Annotated in this window: 16 protein-coding genes; 6 read left to right on the top strand and 10 right to left on the bottom strand. The window is 62.9% G+C overall.

The window, feature by feature from the left end:
- Nucleotides 1-213: 213 nt before the first annotated feature.
- Nucleotides 214-1,923 carry a choline dehydrogenase gene (betA, locus tag F464_RS0124130; protein WP_018992428.1) on the bottom strand — a complete coding sequence of 570 codons (1,710 nt, stop codon included), beginning with the start codon at nt 1,921-1,923 and terminating at the stop codon, nt 214-216.
- Between the two features lie 20 nt (nt 1,924-1,943).
- A complete protein-coding gene (gene betB, locus F464_RS0124125) occupies nt 1,944-3,416 on the bottom strand; it encodes a betaine-aldehyde dehydrogenase (protein WP_018992427.1) in 1,473 nt (490 codons plus the stop codon).
- 223 nt (nt 3,417-3,639) lie between these two features.
- Here betB and F464_RS0124120 point away from each other — a divergent pair, with 223 nt between their 5' ends.
- Together F464_RS0124120 and F464_RS0124115 are read left to right on the top strand one after the other, a co-directional pair.
- A complete protein-coding gene (locus F464_RS0124120; RefSeq protein ID WP_018992426.1) occupies nt 3,640-3,972 on the top strand; it encodes a type II toxin-antitoxin system RelE/ParE family toxin in 333 nt (110 codons plus the stop codon).
- Nucleotides 3,969-4,298, top strand: a complete 330-nt coding sequence (locus tag F464_RS0124115; protein WP_018992425.1) for an addiction module antidote protein — start codon at nt 3,969-3,971, stop codon at nt 4,296-4,298. The genes F464_RS0124120 and F464_RS0124115 overlap by 4 nt, the downstream gene beginning before the upstream one ends.
- A gap of 24 nt (nt 4,299-4,322) precedes the next feature.
- Here F464_RS0124115 and betI read toward each other — a convergent pair whose 3' ends face one another.
- The 4 genes from betI to F464_RS0124095 form a co-directional block, all read right to left on the bottom strand.
- Complete coding sequence (betI, locus tag F464_RS0124110) at nt 4,323-4,910, bottom strand: transcriptional regulator BetI (RefSeq protein ID WP_018992424.1); 588 nt, start codon at nt 4,908-4,910, stop codon at nt 4,323-4,325.
- 162 nt (nt 4,911-5,072) lie between these two features.
- Complete coding sequence (locus F464_RS0124105) at nt 5,073-5,909, bottom strand: ABC transporter permease (RefSeq protein ID WP_018992423.1); 837 nt, start codon at nt 5,907-5,909, stop codon at nt 5,073-5,075.
- On the bottom strand, nt 5,902-7,110 hold the full coding sequence (proV, locus tag F464_RS0124100; RefSeq protein ID WP_018992422.1) for a glycine betaine/L-proline ABC transporter ATP-binding protein ProV: 1,209 nt from the start codon (nt 7,108-7,110) through the stop codon (nt 5,902-5,904). Before proV ends, F464_RS0124105 begins: the two co-directional genes overlap by 8 nt.
- Nucleotides 7,111-7,264: 154 nt before the next feature.
- Nucleotides 7,265-8,149 (bottom strand): TorF family putative porin, encoded by an 885-nt coding sequence (locus tag F464_RS0124095; protein WP_018992421.1) that lies wholly within the window; start codon nt 8,147-8,149, stop codon nt 7,265-7,267.
- 418 nt (nt 8,150-8,567) lie between these two features.
- On the opposite strand from F464_RS0124095, the gene F464_RS0124090 reads away from it, so the two are divergent.
- The 4 genes from F464_RS0124090 (at nt 8,568) to F464_RS0124070 (ending at nt 12,694) form a co-directional block, all read left to right on the top strand.
- Nucleotides 8,568-9,518, top strand: a complete 951-nt coding sequence (locus F464_RS0124090) for a choline ABC transporter substrate-binding protein (protein WP_018992420.1) — start codon at nt 8,568-8,570, stop codon at nt 9,516-9,518.
- A gap of 117 nt (nt 9,519-9,635) precedes the next feature.
- Nucleotides 9,636-9,965, top strand: a complete 330-nt coding sequence (locus tag F464_RS0124085) for a DMT family transporter (RefSeq protein WP_018992419.1) — start codon at nt 9,636-9,638, stop codon at nt 9,963-9,965.
- A 266-nt stretch (nt 9,966-10,231) separates the two neighbouring features.
- The gene (locus F464_RS0124080; RefSeq protein ID WP_018992418.1) at nt 10,232-11,284 is read left to right on the top strand and encodes a GlxA family transcriptional regulator; all 1,053 of its coding nucleotides are present in this window, start codon (nt 10,232-10,234) and stop codon (nt 11,282-11,284) included.
- A gap of 348 nt (nt 11,285-11,632) precedes the next feature.
- Nucleotides 11,633-12,694: a GlxA family transcriptional regulator gene (locus tag F464_RS0124070; protein ID WP_018992416.1), complete on the top strand. Its 1,062-nt coding sequence runs from the start codon at nt 11,633-11,635 to the stop codon at nt 12,692-12,694.
- 193 nt (nt 12,695-12,887) lie between these two features.
- Here F464_RS0124070 and F464_RS0124065 read toward each other — a convergent pair whose 3' ends face one another.
- From F464_RS0124065 to F464_RS0124050, 4 genes are all read right to left on the bottom strand, one after another.
- Nucleotides 12,888-14,078: a class I SAM-dependent methyltransferase gene (locus F464_RS0124065; protein ID WP_018992415.1), complete on the bottom strand. Its 1,191-nt coding sequence runs from the start codon at nt 14,076-14,078 to the stop codon at nt 12,888-12,890.
- Nucleotides 14,079-14,127: 49 nt separating this feature from the next.
- Nucleotides 14,128-14,574, bottom strand: a complete 447-nt coding sequence (locus F464_RS0124060) for a CBS domain-containing protein (protein WP_018992414.1) — start codon at nt 14,572-14,574, stop codon at nt 14,128-14,130.
- Nucleotides 14,575-14,825: 251 nt separating this feature from the next.
- The gene (locus F464_RS0124055; RefSeq protein ID WP_018992413.1) at nt 14,826-16,268 is read right to left on the bottom strand and encodes an NADH-quinone oxidoreductase subunit N; all 1,443 of its coding nucleotides are present in this window, start codon (nt 16,266-16,268) and stop codon (nt 14,826-14,828) included.
- 13 nt (nt 16,269-16,281) lie between these two features.
- Nucleotides 16,282-17,784 carry an NADH-quinone oxidoreductase subunit M gene (locus F464_RS0124050; RefSeq protein ID WP_232429024.1) on the bottom strand — a complete coding sequence of 501 codons (1,503 nt, stop codon included), beginning with the start codon at nt 17,782-17,784 and terminating at the stop codon, nt 16,282-16,284.
- Nucleotides 17,785-17,798 lie beyond the last annotated feature (14 nt).

Below are 17,798 nucleotides of genomic sequence, written 5' to 3'. Positions count from 1 at the left end.
ATCTCGGTTCGTAGCATCCATGGTGCGAGATGAGCGGCGACAGTCGTCCACATCCCTGCATCTTGTCCAACTCGATCTGGATGACGGCTCCGGCCGAATTGCGCGCCTCCCCCGTACAGCAGCACTTTCGGTGAAAAAGCGCTCCAACCGCGATTGCACAGGAAGGGCGAGCCGTAGCCAGCCGCGGTCCGGTTACCGGAAGCGCCTGCAAACTCAGGAAGCCGCGCGCAGCTCGACCGCGCTACGCTCCGGGCGCCCGCGCACCGGCGCCTCTCCGGCCACGTAGTAACGTGCCGTGCTGCGCGCCAGCGGCTCGCGGCCGCGGATGCGGTCGGCGATCTTCTCGCCGATCATGATGGTGGTGGCGTTGAGGTTGCCCGTGATGATCAGCGGCATGATCGAGGCATCGACCACACGCAGGCCTTGCAGGCCGTGTACGCGGCCCTGACCGTCCACCACCGCCATGTCGTCCTCGCCCATCCTGCACGAGCACGAGGGGTGGAAGGCGGTCTCCGCGCGTGCGCGCACGAAGGCGTCGAGCTCGGCGTCGCTCTTCAGCTCGGCGCCGGGGCTGAGTTCGCGTCCGCGATAGGGGTCCAAGGCCGGCTGGTTGATGATCTCCCGGGTGATGCGGATGGCGTCGCGGAACTCCTGCCAGTCCTGCCCGCTGCTCATGTAGTTGAACAGGATGCTGGGGTGCTGACGCGGGTCCCGGGATTTCGCGTGCACGCGCCCGCGACTCGGCGAGCGCATCGATCCGACGTGCGCCTGGAAGCCGTGCTCACTCACCGCGTTGCTGCCGTTGTAGTTGATCGCCACCGGCAGGAAGTGGAACTGGATGTTCGGCCACTCGAAGGCCGAGCGCGTGCGGATGAAGCCGCCCGCCTCGAACTGGTTGCTCGCGCCGATGCCCCTGCCCTTGAACAGCCACTCCGCGCCGATCGCCGGCTGGTTCCACAGCTTGAGCGCCGGGTACAGCGACACCGGCTCCTTGCACGCGTACTGCAAGTACATCTCGAGGTGGTCCTGCAGGTTAGCCCCGACGCCCGGCAGGTCGTGGACGAGCTTGATGTCGAGGCTGCGCAGCAGCGGCGCGGGGCCGACCCCGGAGCGCTGCAGGATCTGCGGCGACGCGATCGCACCCGCGCACAGCAGGACCTCGCGTCGGGCGTGCACCGTGGACGGTTCGTTGCTGTCGCCCACGAGGTAGGCGACGCCGGTTGCGCGCTTGCCACTGAAGAGGATGCGGTCGGTGAGCGCGTGGGTGACGATCGTGAGGTTCGGCCGCTCGCGTGCCTGGTCGAGATAGCCGCGCGCGGTGCTCGAACGCCGCCCTTGCGGCGTCACGGTGCGGTCCATCGGACCGAAGCCTTCCTGCTGATAGCCGTTGAGGTCGTCGGTACGCGGGAAGCCCGCCTGCACGCCCGCCTCCACCATGGCATGGAACAGCGGGTTGTTGCCCGGCTTCGGCGTGGTGACGCTGACCGGGCCGTCGGCGCCGTGGTAGTCGTCGGCGCCGATGTCGCGCGATTCGGCCTTGCGGAAGTACGGCAGGCAGTCGAGGTAGGTCCAGTCCTCCAGGCCCCTGGCCGTGGCCCAGTTGTCGAAATCCAGCGCGTTGCCGCGGATGTAGCACATGCCGTTGATCAGCGACGAGCCACCCAGCCCCTTGCCGCGCCCGCACTCCATGCGCCGGTTGTTCATGTGCGGCTCGGGGTCGGTCTCGTAGGCCCAGTTGTAGCGGCGGCCCTGCAGCGGGTAGGCGAGCGCGGCCGGCATCTGGGTGCGGAAGTCCTGGCGATAGTCGGGGCCACCCGCCTCCAGCAGCAGCACGCTGACGTCGGCGTCCTCGGTCAGGCGCGCGGCGAGCACATTGCCGGCGGAACCGGCGCCGATGATGATGTAGTCGTATTCTTTCTTCACGTTATCGTCCTCGGGAGGGCTCAGAACACCGAGTGGAACTCGCCCAGTTCGACCTGCACCGATTTCAGGCGCGTGTAATGTTCCAGCGTGGTCAAGCCGTTCTCGCGCCCGATGCCGGACTGCTTGTAGCCGCCCACCGGCATCTCGGCCGGCGATTCGCCCCAGGTGTTGATCCAGCAGATGCCGGCCTCCAGGCGATGGATGAGGCTGTGCGCGCGGGTCAGGTCGCGGGTCACGACGCCAGCGGCAAGCCCGTAGTCGGTGGCGTTGGCGCGGCGGATGACTTCCTCCTCCGTGTCATAGACCAGGATGCTCATCACCGGGCCGAAGATTTCCTCGCGGACGATGGTCATGTCGTCGCAGCAGTCGGTGAACACCGTGGGGGCGACATAGGCACCGCGTTCGTATTCGCCTGTGGCGATGCGCCCGCCGCCGCACAGCAGGCGCGCGCCCTCGGCGCGGCCCTTCTCGATGTAGCCGAGCACCTTGTCCATATGGTTGAAGCTCACCAACGGACCGAAGTTGGTGCCCTCGTCCATCGGATCGCCGACGCGGATGCGCGCCACGCGTGCCAGCACGCGCGCCTCGAAGTCAGCCTGCAGCGCGCGCGGCACGAACACGCGGGTGCCGTTGGTGCACACCTGGCCCGAGCTGAAGAAGTTGGCCATCACCGCGATGTCGGCGGCGCGGTCGAGGTCGGCGTCGGCACACACGACGAGCGGCGACTTGCCGCCGAGCTCCATCGTCACCTCCTTGAGCGTCGAGCCCGATGCGCTGGCCATCACCTTCTTGCCGGTGGCGGTGCCGCCGGTGAAGGAGATCTTGGCGATGTCCGGATGCTCGGTCAGCCACTGGCCGACGTGGCGGCCGTTGCCGGTGAGCACGTTGAAGACGCCGTCCGGGAGCCCCGCCTCGGAGTAGATCTCGGCGAGCTTCAGCGCGGTGAGCGGCGTGACCTCGCTCGGCTTGAAGATCATCGCGTTGCCTGCGGCGAGCGCCGGCGCGGATTTCCACAGCGCGATCTGGATGGGGTAGTTCCACGCGCCGATACCGGCCACCACGCCGAGCGGCTCGCGGCGGGTGTAGACGAAGCTCGTCTCGCGCAGCGGGATCTGCGCGCCTTCGATCGCAGGCGCGAGGCCGGCGTAGTATTCCAGCACGTCCGCGCCGGTCGCGATGTCCACGCTGCGCGTCTCGGCCAGCGGCTTGCCGGTGTCGAGCGTCTCGATCTCGGCCAGCGCATCGTTGCGCTCGCGCAGAATGGCCACCGCCCGGCGCAGGATGCGCGAGCGCTGCATCGCGGTCATCGCCGCCCATTTCTTCTGCCCCGCCACGGCGCTGCGTACCGCGCGCTCCACATCGGCCTGGCTTGCGTGCTGCACGCGTGCCAGCACCTCGCCGTTGGCCGGGTTGATGGTGTCGAAGCCGGCACCGCTGGTGGCCGGCACGTAGCGGCCGTCGATGTAGAGCTGCTGTTCGGTGAAACGGGGCATGGCGACTCCTCTGATCGGCAATCCGCGCCGCGCTTCGCACGGAGCGGGGATTCAGGATCCAAGGCTACGTGCCGACGGGTGAACGCTCAGCCAAAAAAACGACCGGGGCGGTTCTGCGCGCGACCGTCCGGCGACCGGGCTGGCTGGACGCTTGGCTCGATCGCGCGAGCCGCACGCCTGACACCGTTTCCCTTTCCATTCGCCGAGTAGCTTTTAAGCTACAATGGCCATCATGATCGAACTTCTCCGCTACCAACGCGAAGACGGCCGCGAGCCGTTCAGCGAATGGCTCGCGGCCGTCCGCGACAAGCTGGCTCAGGCGCGCATTCGCGTTCGATTGCGCCAGCTGCAGGCGGGCAACTTCGGCGACTGCGAGCCGGTCGGCGAAGGGGTAATCGAACTGCGCGTGCATGTCGGAGCCGGGTATCGCGTCTATTGCGGACGTCACGGCAAAGCCGTGGTGCTTCTGCTGTGCGGTGGCGACAAGGGCAGCCAGGCGGCCGACATCAAGCGTGCCAGGGAACTGTGGTCGGAATGGAAACGGAGGCAAACATGAGCAAACTCAAGGGCACCGTATCGCACCATGAGGCCGAGGTGGCGGAGTTGCGCGCCGATCGCGAACTGGCCGTGGCATACCTCAAGGCGGCGATGGAATCGCTCGATGATCCTGACAATCGAGCGGCCGGCCTGCTCGCCCTGCGCACCGTGGCCGAAGCTTACGGCGGCCTCGGCGCCGTGGCGGCGGAAGCCGGCATCAGCCGCGAATCCCTCTATCGCACGCTGTCACCGAAGGGCAATCCGACGCTTAAAACCCTGCTCGCCGTCCTCAAGACAGTCGGCATGCGTCTGTCCGTAGAGCCGGAAGATCACGCACGCGCTTGATCGAGTGAACTCGGGAATTCCGATTCAGGCCTTCGCGAGCTGCAGATCGACGTACTCGTAGGCGATCTGCAGCGCCTGTTCGGTGTCGAAGGCCTTGCCCGACAGCGCCCCGCGCAGCCACAGGCCGTCGATCAGCGCGGCCAGGCCGCGGGCCGCAGAGCGTGCGTACTCCGGCGGCAGCGCGCGGCGGAACTCGCCGCACAGGTTCGAGTACAGGCGGCGGTCGTTGATCCGCTGCAGGCGCTGCAACAGGGGGTGGTGCATGCTGCTGGCCCAGAAGGCGAGCCAGGTTTTCATCGCTGCGCCGCTCACCTGGCGGGTGTCGAAGTTACCCTCGATGATCGCGCGCAGATGGGCGCGCGGCCCCGGGTCGGAGAGGGCAGCCCGGCGCAAGCGCACGCCCTCGCCCAGCGCCTGCATCAGGTGGCGCATGGTCGCCTCGATCAGCCCGTTCTTGTCGCGGAAGTAGTGGCTGATGATGCCGTTCGACACGCCGGCGAGACGCGCGATGTAGGCGATGCTGGCGTCGCCCAGGCCGACCTCGTCGACCGCCTTGAGCGTTGCTTCAATCAGCTGCGAGCGGCGGATCGGCTGCATTCCGACCTTGGGCATGGATTCCTCTGACTGGGGAAACAGGAGGGCGGGAGTCTGAAGCGTTTTCTTTGAACAGGCAATCAATATAAATACAGCCCAGCCCGAAAACCGGCGTGGGCTGTGCGGTAAGCCCCCTCCCCTTCAAGGGGAGGGAGTAAGACGAGACGCCGGCGCAGGGCGTCAGGTTTTCGTTGGGCGAACCGCGGCGAAGCTTTCGGTGATGCGGTCGAGAATGATCGCCAGCAGCACCACGGCCAGCCCCGACTCGAAGCCGAGCCCGATGTCGAGGCGCGAGATGCTGGTCAGCACGTCGTTACCGAGACCGCCCGCGCCCACCATCGAGGCGATGATCACCATCGACAGTGCCATCATGATGGTCTGGTTGATCCCGGCCATGATGGACGGCAGCGCCCCGGGAATCTGCACCTTGAACAGCAGTTGCCACGGCGTGCAGCCGAAGGTGATGCCTGCCTCGACCTGCTCGCTGTTGACCTGACGGATTCCGAGACTGGTCATCCGCACCACCGGCGGCATCGCGAAGATCACCGTCGCCAGCACGCCCGGCACCTTGCCCAGACCGAACAGCATCGCCGCCGGAATCAGATACACGAAGGCCGGCATCGTCTGCATGAAGTCCAGGCTCGGCCGCACGAAGGACGCCGCGAGCCTGTTCTTCGCCGTCCAGATGCCGAGCGGTATGCCCACCATCAGGCTGATCAAGGTGGCGGAAATCACCAGCGCGAGGGTCGCCATCGTCGCGTTCCAGAACCCGGTGCCGATGATCACCACCGCGGCGGCGGCGCAGAACAGCGCGAAGCGCCAACCCACGCGCCAGAACGCCAGCGCGGTCAGCGCCAGGGCCAGCACCGGGCCGGGGATGAGCAAAAGCCCGTGCTCGACGAGCTCGGTCAGGCTGCCGACGAAGGAGCCGATCGCGCCGAAGCTGCCGCTGTCGTTCTCCAGCAGAAGATTGACCGCGTGGTCGGCCAACTCGCCGATCGGTAGAAACTCAGACATTGGCCGCCTCCTGTGCCATGTTCCGCAGCAGGATCGTCTGGGTCACGGCGCCGAGGTAGCGCCGCTCGCCGTCGATGATCGGGAGCGGGTAGGGATTCCTGACGATGTTGGAAATGAGCTCGTTCATGCGGGTGTCGCCCGGAATGGGCTGGATGTCGTCGAGCAATGCCTGCTCGAACGTCGTCCTGCCCTCCGCCAGGCAACGGAGCATCGAATCGATCGACACCGTACCCAGCACGCGCTGCTCCTTGTCGACGACGAAGCCGTAATTGCGCCGCATCTCGCGCAAGCGTCCGATCGCCGAGTGGAACCCGGCGTTGACGTCGGCCGGCGCCTCCATGACGAGAACCTCGTTCGGGAGGGCAACGTCCTTGGCGGTGAGGTAACGCTTCACGTCCACGCCCTTGAAGAACGCGCGCACGTAGTCGTCGGCGGGATTGCGCAGGATCTCGTCGGGCGAGCCGATCTGCACGATGCGCCCGCCTTCCATGATCGCGATGCGGTTGCCGATGCGGAACGCCTCGTCGAGGTCGTGCGAGACGAAGATGATGGTGCGCTTGTGTTCCTTCTGCAGCGTCAGCAGGAGTTCCTGCATTTCCGTCCGCTTCAGGGGATCGAGCGCCGAGAAGGCCTCGTCCATCAGCATCAGCGACGGGTCCACCGCCAGCGCGCGCGCGAGGCCGACGCGCTGCTGCATGCCGCCGGACAGCTCGGCGGGGCGCTTGCCGGCGAAGGCCTTGAGACCGACCTCGTCGAGGACCTCCAGCGCGCGCCGCTCGCGCTCCTTGCGCCCCACGCCCGCGACTTCGAGCCCGAAAGCGGCATTGTCCAGCACGGTCAGATGAGGCAAGAGCGCGAAGGACTGGAACACCATCGCCATGTCGCGTCGGCGCAATGCGACCAATTGCGCCTTGCTCATGGTCGCCACGTCGACGCCGTCGACAAGGATCTGTCCGGCGGTCGGCTCGATGAGGCGATTCAACAGGCGGATCAGCGTCGACTTGCCGGAGCCCGACAGCCCCATGATGACGAAGATCTCGCCTTCATTGACCGCGAAGTTCGCGTCCTGCACGCCGACGACCATGCCGGTCTGCTGGAAGATCTCATCCTTGTGCCGCCCTTTGCGCAGCATCTCCATCGCGACGTCGGGAGCGCGACCGAAGATCTTGTGGAGGCCTTTGGCGACAATCTTGTGTTTCATCGGCCTCCCCCCTCGTCGACGGCGGGCAAGATGCGCCCGCCGCTCCTCACCAAAGCATGTGCGTTCATTGATCGTGTCTCCCGTTGAGTTCTTTTGGCCGCCGTCGACGCGGCTTGGCCCTGCGTGGCTCGTTTCCGGCGCCCCTGGCCATGCCTCAGAAGGTCCTCGTGAGCGAGACCAGGACGGTGCCCTTCAGCGGGTTGGAGGTGTCCAGCTGGCCCGAGGAGTCGACGGCGCCCGTGGTGAAGCGCTTGAAGAGGTCGTGCTTGTCCCATGCCTTGGTATAGGCGAGCGACGCCGTCCAGCCGCCGTCGAAGCTCTTGCTCACCGCCACCTTGGCGTCGCGCCAGTTGGCGAAGCTGAAGCCGCGTACGTTCTGTTGACCGTAGTGCAGCAGCAGCCCGTAGCCGGCGCCGAGGTCGAAATTGGTGTTGACGTCGAGGTAGCCCGAGCCGCGGCTGTGGCGATCGCCGGTGCGCGCCGTGGTGCCCAGCGTCTCGTCATTGAAGCCGAAGTAGTCCCGGGTATAGGTGAGCCAGTACTTCACCGTGAGGAACTTGTAGCTGATGCTCGGAACGATCTCGCCGTAGTCGTAGCGCACGTCCGCGAAGGCCATCTTCGCCCCGGGGTAGACGTAGTAGTAGGCGGTGACGCCATATCCGACATCGCCAACCGTTCCGCCGTAGCCGGCATACAGGTCCCACTCGACCGTGCCGTCCTCGATGAAGCGGTTGCTCACGCTCGACATCCACGTGCCGGCGAAGAAGCCGCTCGGATGGGCGTAGTCGAAACCGCCCTGCAGCGCGGGCTGGCCCCAGGTCTGCCGCCAGCCGCGCGAGACATACTGCGAGGTGAGCGTCACGTTCGCGGTAAGCGCAGAGGCGGCAGGTTCCTCGGGCGCGACGGATACGCCGGCCTGGGGGCCGGCGGCGACCTGCACGGGATCCGGACTGGCGGATTGCGCAAGGGCGGGCGGGGCGATGCCCCACAGAGCCATTGCGCAGAAGCCGACGGTGGAGGCGGTGGTGTGGAATTTCATTATTCTGGCTCCTATCACGAGACATGGAAGGACTTCGTTCGCGCCCCCGCTCGCCGTCCAGGTCACGCCATGGCCTGGGCACACGAGGTCATCCTCCGGGGAGGCGGGCCGATTATTCGTCGCGAAGGGGGCACGAGCAGACCGGATTGCGACCCGAAAACCCACGTTTGCGACCGGACCCGGAGAAGCCCGCGGGCGGGTGGACCGCGACCGGCGACAGCTGCCCGACCATGGCGGGCGCCGTGGCGACAGATCGGGTCGCGCCGAGGGAATTCGCTCCGCCCTCCCGTGGCTATTCTCGGCAACACTGTCGGTCCATGATCGGCAGCCAAGAGCGAGTGGCACCCGGGTTGGCGCGGAATCGCGCGGCCGGGCGTGCCGCCTGGATTGATTGCCACCGCACCGAAAAGGAATCGCCATGAAGAAACTGGTCAAGGTCGCCGCTGCCGCCACCCTGGCTCTCGCGGGGTTCGCCACCAACGCCGCCGCCAGCGTCGAACCGTCGAGCTGCCGTGACGTCCGCTTCGCCGACGTGGGCTGGACCGACATCACCGCGACGACCGCGCTCGCTTCCACCCTGCTCGAAGGCCTCGGCTACCGGCCGAAGACCACCATCGCGTCGGTGCCGATCACTTTCGCCGGGATCAAGAAGAAGCAGATCGACGTCTTTCTCGGCTACTGGTCGCCGTCGATGACGCCGATGATCGAGCCCTTCGTCAAGACGGGCGACGTGAAGGTCCTCGATACACCCAATCTCACCGGCGCCAAATACACGCTCGCGGTGCCGAAGTACGCCTACGACGCCGGACTGAAGACCTTCGCCGACATCGCCCGCTTCGCCGACAAGCTCGATCGCAAGATCTACGGGATCGAGCCGGGCAACGACGGCAACGCGCTGATCGAGAAGATGGTCAAGGAGAACACCTTCGGCCTGAAGGGCTTCGAGATGGTCGAGTCGAGCGAGGCCGGAATGCTGCTGTCGGTGGACCGCGCGGTCCGGCAGAAGAAGTGGATCGTCTTCCTCGGCTGGGAGCCGCATCCGATGAACGTCAAGTTCGACGTCAGCTACCTGGAAGGCGGCGACGAGGTCTTCGGGCCGAACTACGGTGAAGCCAAGGTCTACACCGTCGTGCCCCCCGACTACCTCAACCGCTGCCCGAACGTCGGCCGTCTGGTGAGCAACCTCACCTTCAACACCGACATCGAGAACCGCCTGATGATGCCGATCGTCGAGAAGAAGAATCCGGCAACCGTGATCAAGACCTGGCTCAAGGAAAACCCGACGCAGCTCGACCAGTGGCTCGCCGGCGTCAAGACTGCCGACGGCAGCGACGGTCTCGCCGCGGTGAAGGCCTACCTGAAGCGCTGAGAATCGGGGCGGCCGTCATCGGCCGCAAACCCGGGCGCACCCTCTGCTTCCTCCCTCGGCGCGCGCCGCCAAAAGGCGCGCGCCATTTTTTTCCCTGCGACCGTGACGGAGCACCCCATGGAGTGGCTTTACCTGTCGATCTCTATCCTCGCCGAGGTCACCGCCACCACCGCCCTCAAGGCCTCCAACAGCTTCACGCGCGCATTGCCTTCGCTCGTCGTCGTGACCGGCTACGGCATCTCGTTCTATTTCCTCTCGCTCGCCATTCACCGCATTCCGCTCGGCGTCGCCTACGCGATCTGGTCGGCGGTGGGCGTCGTGCTGATCTCCATTGCCGGCGCCCTGCTCTTCGCTCAGCGACTCAGCGGCCCGGTGGTCGCCGGCATGACGCTGATCGTCGCCGGGGTGATCGTCATCAACGTCTTTTCGCCCAGCGCCGCCCACTGAACCGGCTGCCGATCTGCATTCGGGTTACGCCTGTCGAAGCCCGTCGCCGCGTCACACCTGCTGCGCTTCAAACGATGTCTGTCGACTTCGCGCAAGGCGCGATAGCGCTTCTCAATCGACTCGTTTCTTTTTTTGATTGCACGTTCAATTAAAAACGAGGAACATGTGCCTGAACCGTTCGTCACCCTGAAACAAACGGTTCAGGCAACAAGAGCCAGACACAAGCATTCTGGCCAAACGAAAAGAGACCGGAAGGAGACCACACCATGGCAGCAGCAACGGCAGCGCCCACCTATCGCTTCTCATTCATCACGCTCGACAAGTATTCGATGATCGCGCTCTCCAGCGCGATCGAGCCGCTCCGCATGGCGAACTACCTCATCGGACGCGAGGTGTACCAGTGGTCGATCGTCACGCTCGACGGTCAACCGGCCACCGCCAGCAACGGCGCGTACATGCTGCCGACGGTGGCGCTCGACGACACGGGGCCGGTCGACATCGCCTTCGTGTGCGGGGGTATCAAGGTCAAGGAAGCGGTCACCCCGCCGCTGCTGTCCGCCCTGCGCAGGCTGGCGCAGCGCCATGTGCCGATCGGCGCGCTGTGCACGGGGAGTTACGCGCTCGCCAAGGCCGGCGTGCTCGAGAAACACCACGTGGCCATCCATTGGGAGAACATGGCGGGTCTTCTCGAAGAGTTTCCCGGCATCAAGCTCACCGAGAAGCTCTTCTCGATCGACGACGACCGCTATACCTGCTCGGGCGGGATCGCGCCGCTCGATCTGATGCTTCACCTCATCAAGGGCCACCTCGGACACGAGATCGCAATGGCGATTTCGGAGCAGTTCATCGTCGAGCGCATTCGCGACGACAACGACCGCCAGCGTGTCCCCTTGCAGAGCCAGGTCGGCATCTGCCAGGAAAACCTGCTCAAGGTCGCCGCGCTGATGGAGGCGAACATCGAGGAGCCGCTCTCGCTCGACGAACTGTCCGACGAGATCGGCGTGTCGCGGCGCCAGATCGAGCGCCTTTTCAAGCGCTACCTCAACTGCGTACCGACCAAGTATTACCTCGACCTGCGCCTGCACCGCGCACGCGCGCTGCTGCTGCAGACCTCGATGTCGATCCTCGAAATCGCCATCGCCTGCGGCTTCCGGACGCCGCCGCACTTCGCAAAGTGCTACCGCGATCTCTTCGGCTACCCGCCGAGCGGCGAGCGCGGACAGAAGTGCAGGAATCGGACGTTCACGCCCGTCCCGCTGCTGTCCATGCCGCGCCCGCCATCCATGACGCCGAGCGTCGACTATTACGGCAACGCTTGAGAGGCAAAGGGGCCGGATCGGCCCCGATCAGTACTCCACGCTCACGTCCGAGGCGGCCTTCGTGCAGCAGCTCAGCACATAGCCTTCGGCAATCTCCTCGTCGGTAATGCCGGCGCTGGCCGCTGCCGCGTGCAGCGTGTCCGCCCAGGCACCGACGGCTGCGAAGCGATCGTGTCCCGGTGCGACCCGCTTCCGGGAGCGCCCCCGAAAAATCCTTCCGCGCCGCCGCCCTACCCCGGGAGACGGCACGTCCCGGATCTCGTGTATATTCGCGGCGGTTCACGGCCCGATCCGCCCCTCGCGGCAGGAGCCCTTTCGCCCTCGAACATCAGGATGTGGAGACGATAGATGGGGGACAAACCGCAGCAACTGCCGCGCAGCTTCGACAGCCGCATGCGACACAGCAACCAGGCCTATCTGCAGGGCCGGTCGTCCCCCGACGCGCACCCCCCGATCTGCCGCCGGATCGGTTTCGTGCTGCTCGAACATTTCTCGATGATGGCCTTCACCGGCGCCGTCGACGCAATCGTCACCGCCAACCTGATCAGCCGCAAGCCGCTCTACCGCTTCGAAACGTTCAGCCTGGAAGGGGCAACGGTGCGCAGCGATCTGGGCATCAACATTTCCGTGGACGGGGAGTTCCTCGCACTCGACACCAAGGATCTCGACATCCTGATCATCTGTGGCGGGTTCCGTTCGAATCTCGAACCCCGGCGTCCGGTGGTCGACAAGCTGCGCGAGGCAGCGCGGCGCCGGGTGATCCTGGGCAGCCTGTGGAACGGCAGTTACCTGCTTGCGCACGCCGGCCTGCTGGATGGTTACAGCTGCACCGTGCATCCGGACAGCCGCGCAGGACTCGAAGAGTTGCGCCCCCAGGTCCGGCTTCTACCCAATCCTTTTGTCATTGACCGGGACCGCATCTCGTCGGCGGGGGCCAACAGTGCGCTGGGAATGATGCTCGCGGTGATCCGCCATCACCATGGTGACGAGACGGTTCGCGGCATCGAGGAGATCCTCGCCTGCGACCGGACTCTGGACGACCTGCCCGACAGTCCGATGCCGACACTGGTGGACGATCCCACCTTCCCTGAAGTGCTCCAGGCCGTCCTGCAACTGATGAAGAACAATATCGAGGAACCGTTGAGCATTGAGGATCTCGCCCTGCGGGCGCGGGTTTCCCAGCGCCAGCTCGATCGCCTTTTCCAGCGCCACCTCAGTACGACGCCTTCACGCTATTACCTGGAAGCCCGCCTCACCCGCGCGCGCCGCCTGCTCCAGCAGACCAATGAGCCCATCACCAGCATCGCGATCGCTTGCGGCTTCAGTAGCGCGCCCCACTTCAGCCGCTGCTATCGAGAGTTCTTTGGCGTGCCGCCTTCCCAGGTCAGCGCGAAGCACCGTCGCGGCTGATCGATTCCGGCTGACCGCGGGTTCCGATCGTGTTGGTCGGACATGCGATGTCGATGTCATGACTGCCGCTCGTCATGAGCGTCAGCCGCGTCACCGACAGCCCCCGGCCATGACCAGCCGGTGGCGATTATTTTCCAAAGCCGACGTTGAGCGGGACCGCTCACCCGCAACCAGCCTTTCGTCCGGCGATGTTCTAAAGTCGTTCACGCATATCTCTCAAGGTAAAGCCAGACAATGGCTGATCGATCCCCAAGCTAAGTCCCAGCACCTTGAAACGCTCACCCATCTCACTGGGCAAAGTAAGCCGTTTGACCGCCTGGATCAGTTCCATATGGGCAACAACATCATCGATATCCGAGGCCGCCACCAGATCATCCAAGCCGTTGCCCATCAGAAAAAAGGCCTGGGTGGTAAAGCCGGCCACCGCAAACCCGGCAGCCAGCGCCGCCTCGGCCACAGCGGAAAAATCGACATGGGCGGTGATATCCTGCAGCCCGGGGTAAACCATGGGGTCCGGGTGGGCACGGTGCCGATAGTGGCACATCAGGGTGCCGCGGCTGCGCTCGGGATGATAATACTCGGCCCGGCTGTAGCCATAATCGATCAACAACACAGCCCCGGCGTCAACCGCCTTTGCCAGCTCCTGCAGCCAGGGGGGCGCCCGCAGATTGATCTCTGATTCGTAGTCTGCGCCCGCCTTTCCCAATTGGGTGGCCACAGCGGCTGCCGCCTCGACAAACCCCCGACTCACCGGCCTGTCCCATACCAGCGCTAACCCCTCATCCCGGGACGTGACAAACTGCTCTTTGATCGCCCCCTGCTCCAGCCTAAAACGGTGCACCGGCATCGCATCCAACAACTCATTGGCAACCACCACACCGCGAAACCCAGCCTCGGGCAGGGTATCCAGCCAGCGTACCCGGTCAACCAAGGTGGGGACCTCTGTCTGCAGCATCTCACGTTGCCGTGCCCGCAGATCCGGGCTCAACTCCAGGATCAGATAGGCCTCCGGTAACTGGCCCAGTTGCTCCAGCTCGGCCAGCAGATCGGCGGCCAATACACCAGAACCGGCCCCCACCTCAAGCAGATAGCCACCCCCCAGCAGTGCCAGCACCTGCCGACACTGGCGAGCCAGGCATTTGGCAAACAGGGACGAGATCTCCGGCGAGGTAATAAAATCCCCGCTGGGACCAAATTTACGCGAACCCGCCGTGTAATAACCCAGACCGGGTTGATACAAGACCATCTCCATATACTGGTCAAAGGGCAACCGCCCGCCCTGGTCAGCGATCGCCTGCTGGATCTGCTCAACGAGTAGCAGACTTCGCGCCTGGGCATCGGCGGCGGGTTCTGGTAACTGCGTCTGAAAAAGAGACTTCTTCACGTAGAACTTCCTCCGACTGCGTTCGAGAAAATTCTACTTCTGACGATCATCATTTTCCGGGGGGGGTTACCCCGCCATGAATGAAATCAATCATGTGTTCGATTTCCTGTTCCTTTTCATCGATAATGCTTTTTACGGTGTCGCCAATACTGATTATACCAATGAGCTTATCGCCTTCGACTACCGGTAGATGGCGTACTCGTTTGGCGGTCATCACAGCCATACACTCATCGAGGGTCTTCCCTTTATCGACGATGCAGACCTCCGTGGTCATCACCTCGCTCACCGGGGTATCTTTCGAGCCCTTACCTTTTAGAATTATCTTTCTGGCATAATCCCGTTCCGAGAAGATGCCTGCGATTTGATCTTTGGACATTACAAGCACACAACCCACATTGTTTTTAGCCATCAGTGCCAAGGCCTCATAGACCGTGGCATCCGGTGAAATTGTCAATACATCATGACCTTTCGTTGCCAGCACAGATTCAACGAGCATGAGCGCACCTCCTTCATTTCTTTGCAGGAACTCCACTCCTTAGTGTAGTCCTGACCCACAACGTGTCCAGACAATCCCGCGACGCCATCTCTACTGACGCGCTCTCCGGAAACAACAACTTCACTACTGCGTTGTCCCTGGATGCTTGCCGGTAACTCGCCACTTCGTTTTCCCCTTATCGCCGTCGGTTTCGGATTTCATCGAGGTGACAACCGGTCTGACTCAGAGGGTAAGGCTAGTGCAGTTCCTTGCTACTGAAGTATCGCGATCTGAGCCAGGGTGAGAAACCAGGAGGGGAACAGACCAATCACGATGACCGCCATGCTGGTGATGCCTAACGCCAGCCGTGGCGGCAATTCAAGCTGCATGGCAAATTCACCCGTGGGCGGGCGCATATACATCAGCATCACGATGCGGATATAGATGAAGGCAACCACCGCACTGAACATCACCGCAATCACCGCCAGGGCAATATGTTGTTGTTCGATCAGCGCCACAAAAATATAAAACTTGGCAAAAAAACCGGCCGTCGGGGGAATGCCGGCCAATGAGAAGAGGTGGATCAACATCAGCATGGCCAACACCGGATGTGACCGGGAAAGACCGGTATAGTCTTCGATTCGTTCACCGCCGAATGCCCCTTGGCGCATCACGATGATGGCGGAAAAGATGCCAAGGTTCATAAAGCTGTAAATCAGCAGATAAAGCATCACACTGGCGATACCCGCCTTCCCGCCAGCCACCACACCCAACAGGGCAAAGCCGACATGGGCGATACTCGAATACGCCAGCATGCGTTTGATATCGTGCTGGACCAATGCCACGATGCTGCCAAGTGCCATGGTCGCCACCGCGATAACCGTAAACAGCCCAAGCCAGATCTCCGAGACGGGTAGCAAACCTTGCAAAAACACGCGTAACAGCACGACAAATCCCGCCGCTTTGGGTCCAACCGACATGAAGGCGGTAATCGAGGTCGGAGCCCCCTGATAGACATCGGGCACCCACATATGAAACGGGACAGCCGCGATCTTGAATGAGAATCCGCCTATCAGGAACACAATCGCGAAGATTAGCAGCGGATCAATCGCCGCCTGTAGCCCGATCACCGCGGCAATATCCGCAATATTGGTCGTCCCGGTCAGGCCATAGAGCAGTGACATACCGTACAGCAGCACACTGGAGGACAAGGCGCTCAGGATGACATACTTGAGTGCCGCCTCATTGGATAACCGGCTCTGGCGCTTGAACCCGGTCAGCAGATAGATCGACAGGGCCATCAGCTCCAACCCCACATAGATGATGATCAGATCCACCGCCGAGGCCAGAATCATCAGCCCGCAAAGGGCAAACAGCAGCAGCACGTAGTATTCGCTGTGCTCGATCTGCTCCTGCTGCAGATAACCGATGGAGAAGAGGATGCACAGTGCCGTGATCAGACAGAAGAGCAGCTTGAAAAATACGGCAAAGTCATCCAGCACAAACATGCCGTTATAGACGGGCTTGATTTGCCCGGCGATCAACAGGGTCTCCAGTGCCGCAATGGCGATCACGGCGATCGCCAGATAGCCAATCACGGCGACTCGTTGACGCCGCCACACGAGATCGAGCATCAACAGCAGACAAGCGGCAAGTAACACCGTTATCTCCGGCAGACTGGTGATCAATGAATGGATAATGGCATCTTGATCCATTGTTCCCATCCGATTACCGGCTAATCAATACCACCTGCGCTTGCGTCTGCTGCAGCAGGTGCTCGACGGATGCATGCATGATGTTCAGGAAGGGCATGGGATAGAAGCCCACCCAGAGAACAAACAGGGCCAGCGACAATAGCGCCACCACTTCCCTGGCATCCAGATCCCAACTTTTGGTCAGCGCCTGGTTGGTCACCTTGCCCAGCGCCACCCGTTTAAACATACTCAGCAGATAACCGGCACTGAGCAGTGCACCAATGACTGCCAGTGCGGCAACGATCTTGCTAAAGCCAAAGACCCCCACCAACACCAGCAATTCACCGATAAAGGCACCGGTGCCGGGCAAGGCCATCGCCGCCAGGGTAAAAAAGGCCAGCCCGGTGGTGTAGATCGGCATCACCTTCATCAGTCCGCCGTAATCGCTGATCAGCCGGGTATGGGTACGCTCATAGACCAGCCCGACCAGCAGGAACAGCGCACCGGTGATGATGCCGTGGCTAAACATCTGCAAAATACCGCCTTTCAGACCGGCAACATTGAGCACAAACAGGCCGACGGTGACAAAGCCCATGTGGCTAATACTGGAATAGGCCACCAGCTTTTTCAGGTCGTCCTGGGCCAGTGCCAGATAGCCGCCGTAGATGATGGCCACCAAGGAGAGCAGCACCACCGGCGTTGCAAAATAGTGGGTCGCCAGAGGCAGCATCGGCAGTGAAAAACGCAAAAAGCCATAGGCCCCCATCTTCAGCAGGACGCCAGCCAACACGATGCTGCCAGCGGTGGGGGCCTGTACGTGGGCATCGGGCAACCAGGTATGAAACGGGAACATCGGCACTTTGATGGCAAACGCGATAAAGAAGGCGATAAAGACCCAGAACTGGACGGTAAAGGGATACTTTTGCGTCATCAGGGTCGGAATATCAAAGCTGCGCCCGCCTTCAAAATAGAGCACGATCATGCCCACCAGAAAGAGTACGCTGCCGGACAATGTGTAGAGAAAGAATTTGAAAGCGGCATAGATGCGGTTGTCCCCACCCCAGACACCGATGATCAGATACATCGGTATCAGCATCGCCTCCCAGAAGATGAAGAAGAGAAACAGATCCATGGCGCAAAAGACGCCTAACATCAGGGTCTGCATCACCAACAGCGCGCACATGAAACCTTTCACGTGCTGTTCAATGGCACGCCAGGAAGCCAGCACACAGATCCAGCCCAGAAACGCACTGAGAAAGACAAACAGCACGCTGATGCCATCGACACCCAGCGCATAGTGGATATCCAAGGCAGGTATCCACTGATATTCTTCGAAAAACTGCATCAGGTGGGTGTCTGGATTGAAATGCGCCAGCAGCTTCAGCGTCAGCGCCAGATCAAGCGTGGTGACCAGCAGGGCCAGTCGCTTGATCTGAAGGTCATCCTTGAGCCAGAGCAACAGCAACGCACCAGCCAACGGCACCAGCACGATCAGGCTCAGCACGGGAAAACCCATTGTGTTGACGGCTGAATCCACCACCCACAACCTCC

The organism is Aromatoleum toluclasticum ATCC 700605 (assembly GCF_000378245.1).
GTDB classification, from domain to species: Bacteria; Pseudomonadota; Gammaproteobacteria; order Burkholderiales; family Rhodocyclaceae; genus Aromatoleum; species Aromatoleum toluclasticum.
Note: the sequence above shows the minus strand (reverse complement) of the source record. Positions and strands in the feature narration are given on the sequence as shown.